This is a genomic window from Desulfobaccales bacterium (assembly GCA_041648175.1).
Lineage (GTDB): Bacteria > Desulfobacterota > Desulfobaccia > Desulfobaccales > 0-14-0-80-60-11 > 0-14-0-80-60-11.
Genome location: JBAZPO010000071.1, coordinates 1 through 2947 on the forward strand (window position 1 = coordinate 1; position 2947 = coordinate 2947).

5 protein-coding genes are annotated in these 2947 nt (G+C 54.0%); 4 read left to right on the plus strand and 1 reads right to left on the minus strand.

Features of this window, described 5'->3' with window-relative positions:
* Positions 1–145: 145 nt before the first annotated feature.
* From WC600_19115 to WC600_19130, 4 genes are all read left to right on the plus strand, one after another.
* On the plus strand, positions 146–487 hold the full coding sequence (locus WC600_19115; protein MFA4904838.1) for a YnfA family protein: 342 nt from the start codon (positions 146–148) through the stop codon (positions 485–487).
* A 250-nt stretch (positions 488–737) separates the two neighbouring features.
* Positions 738–1604 (plus strand): 4Fe-4S dicluster domain-containing protein, encoded by an 867-nt coding sequence (locus WC600_19120; GenBank protein ID MFA4904839.1) that lies wholly within the window; start codon positions 738–740, stop codon positions 1602–1604.
* Between the two features lie 22 nt (positions 1605–1626).
* Complete coding sequence (gene moeB / locus WC600_19125; GenBank protein MFA4904840.1) at positions 1627–2445, plus strand: molybdopterin-synthase adenylyltransferase MoeB; 819 nt, start codon at positions 1627–1629, stop codon at positions 2443–2445.
* Complete coding sequence (locus WC600_19130) at positions 2442–2666, plus strand: sulfurtransferase TusA family protein (protein ID MFA4904841.1); 225 nt, start codon at positions 2442–2444, stop codon at positions 2664–2666. Before moeB ends, WC600_19130 begins: the two co-directional genes overlap by 4 nt.
* Before the next feature lie 39 nt (positions 2667–2705).
* Here WC600_19130 and WC600_19135 read toward each other — a convergent pair.
* Positions 2706–2947 (minus strand): hypothetical protein (locus WC600_19135; GenBank protein ID MFA4904842.1); only part of this gene is annotated, 242 nt, incomplete at its 5' end.

The following is a 2947-nucleotide window of genomic DNA, read 5'->3' on the forward strand; positions in this document are numbered from 1 at the left end:
CGCCCTGACTTTCCTGTCGGCGCTGCGGGAGATGGGATACCTTGCCAGGGATCTGACGAAGGAGGAGGTATTCTACACCAGGGCCATCGAAAAGGTTCACAAAGGAAGACATCATTATGATGCGCTATAAGCGGAGGTTACTGCTATGCTGCAGACAATGGAGATAGCGCGGTCCCTGTTCTTCTTCCTCCTCGCCGGATTATGCGAGATTGGCGGAGGATACTTGATTTGGCTTTGCATAAGGGAAGGGAGAGGATTGGCATTTGCCCTGCTCGGTGCGGCAATTCTGGTTCTCTACGGGATCATCCCAACTTTTCAGCCGGCAAGCTTCGGTCGGGTCTATGCAGCCTACGGTGGCATATTCATAGTTCTTTCAATCTTCTGGGGCTGGCAGATAGATCGGATAGCACCTGATAGGTTCGATTTGATAGGCGGCACAATCGCTCTGGTAGGAGTAATAATCATCATGTACTGGTTACGAGCTTGAGCTAATGGAGCTAGGATCTCATTTGGCATCTTGGCCCCATCTTGTTGGAATGCGGCTCTTTGTGACTTCTTTTGTCATCATTAACGGCGCGTTTCATACCTCTGCCAGGATAACCACGTAGTTCTTTCCATAGACTTTGGCGCACTTCGGGCAGGTCGTGTAGAAGAAGTAAGTCTTTGCAGTTCGTCCTTGCCGCAATCCAAACCTTCATTACCACACTCCCACCCGTTCATCCCAGCAGAGGCTCCAGATGACTGCGCCCACACCAAGCATAGACTACGCCGCCCTGAAGTCCGGCGGCATCATCATGCAGAAGGACGAAGATTTCTACGCCATACGCTTGCGATTGCCCGGCGGCTCCATCCTTGCCGACTTGCTTCCCAAGATTGCCCAGGTAGCCAAGAGGTACGGTCGAGGCGAAGTTCGCCTCACCGCCAGGCAGGGGATCGAGATTCCCTGGATAAAGTTCAAAGAGATCGAAGCCGCCCGAAAGGAGCTTGCCGGTGCGGGTCTCACCCTCGGCCCCTGCGGCCCCCGCTTTCGCACAGTGACTGCCTGCCCCGGCCTGCCCGTCTGCCGGAGAGCATTAGCGGACAGCCAGAGCTTTGCCCGGCAGATCGACTGGAAATTCGGCGGCCTGCAGCTCCCCCACAAATTCAAAGCCACCGTCTCCGCTTGCCCCAATGCCTGCTCTCGGCCCATGGAAAACGAGATCGGCTTTTGCGGGAACGCAGAGCCAAAGCTGGAGGAGGATGCCTGCATGGGCTGCGGACTATGCGTGGACATTTGCAGGGAAAAAGCCCTTGTCCTGCAGGATGGAAAGCCGCAGCTCGATGAGACCCGGTGCGTGCTCTGCGCCGACTGCCTGCAGAGCTGCCCTACGGATGCCTGGAAGACCAAAAGAATGGGATATGCCGTCTATGTCGGAGGAAAGAATGGCAGACACCCAACGCAGGGAAAGAAGATCGCCGACTTTGTGGACGAGGAGCAGGGCATGAGAATAATTGAGCGCTGCCTGGACTTCTACCTGCAGCATGGCAATAAAAGAGAGCGGCTAGGCGAAATGATTCGCCGCGTCGGCATGGACGAGTTCAAGGCTGCGGTATTGCCGCAATGAGGAGATGTGGAGCAGGATAATTGTGTCTGGATCTTTCACAGATGAGCAGATAAGACGCTACTCGCGTCAAATAATACTGCCCGAGGTAGGAGGCAAGGGCCAGAAGAAGCTGCTGGCTTCAAAGGTGCTGGTCCTGGGAGCGGGCGGTCTCGGATCTTCGGCCATAGCTTACCTGGCGGCAGCAGGCGTGGGAACCCTGGGGATTGTTGACAACGATATCGTAGAAGTAAGCAATTTGCAGCGCCAGATCATCCATGGCGGCAATATCGGCCTCTCCAAAGCGAAATCTGCAGAGAACTTCGTTCGAAGCCTCAACAGCGATGTGGATGTCATAACCTACCAGGAGCGTTTCGGCGCTGACAACGCCGGAAACATCGTCCAGGAGTATGATTTCGTGGTCGATGGAAGCGATAACTTCCCCACTCATTATCTGATAAACGACGCCTGCGTTTTGGAGAAGAAACCCTGTTCTCACGGCAGCATCCTCCGTTATGAAGGGTATGTTACTACTACAATTCCGCAAAAAGGTCCATGCTACCGCTGCATATTCAAAAAGCCCCCACCGCCGGGACTGATTCCAAGCTGCCAGGAGGCAGGCGTCTTCGGCGTGCTGCCCGGCATCATCGGTACCATCCAGGCCTCAGAGGTTCTGAAGTACATCCTGGGAATCGGCGAGCTGCTGGCGGGTAGATTGCTGTGCTTCAATGCCCTGGATATGAGTTTTTTTGAAGCGGCGGCTGAGAAAAGGATGAATTGCGCCGTCTGTGGAGACCGACCCGATATCACCAGGATCGAGCAAAAGAACTACATGGAAAATAGGCTGGAGGAGTGCGGGCTGTGACCGAGGAGCTTGATCTGAGGGGCGAGGTCTGCCCATACACCTTTGTCAAGACCAAACTAAGACTGGAGGAGCTGGACAGCGGACGGGATCTGATCATCCTGCTGGACGACTCCGCCGCAACGGCAAACGTCTCCAAGAGCCTGCGTAGTGAGGGTCATGAGATCCTGGATCTGAAGGCCATATCTGGTGAAGTTTGGCGGATAGTAGTTAAAAAAGCCTGAATCAACAGATCAAAGCCGAAAGTAGAAGTGGCATTTAAGTTAAAGATGAGAAGGAGGATAAATGAGATTGTGGCAAACATTTTTATCATTATGGCTCTTCATTTTCATGTCAACTAGCTTCGCATTGTGCCTGATCTCAGGAATGACCCTGTCCATGCAGATGGAATGCTTGCATTCAGGCACTTCCGCCTGCTCGATGCATGGAGAAGACTGCTGCTTGACCGAATCGGGCAAAGCTCGCGTTAGAACGGTGGAGAGGGCTCCTACATCAGTTTCGCGCG

Excerpts from the sequence above, each read along its gene's own strand:
- WC600_19120 (MFA4904839.1), top strand. The coding sequence starts at position 738 with ATGACTGCGCCCACACCAAGCATAGACTACGCCGCCCTGAAGTCCGGC.
- WC600_19115 (MFA4904838.1), top strand. The coding sequence starts at position 146 with ATGCTGCAGACAATGGAGATAGCGCGGTCCCTGTTCTTCTTCCTCCTC.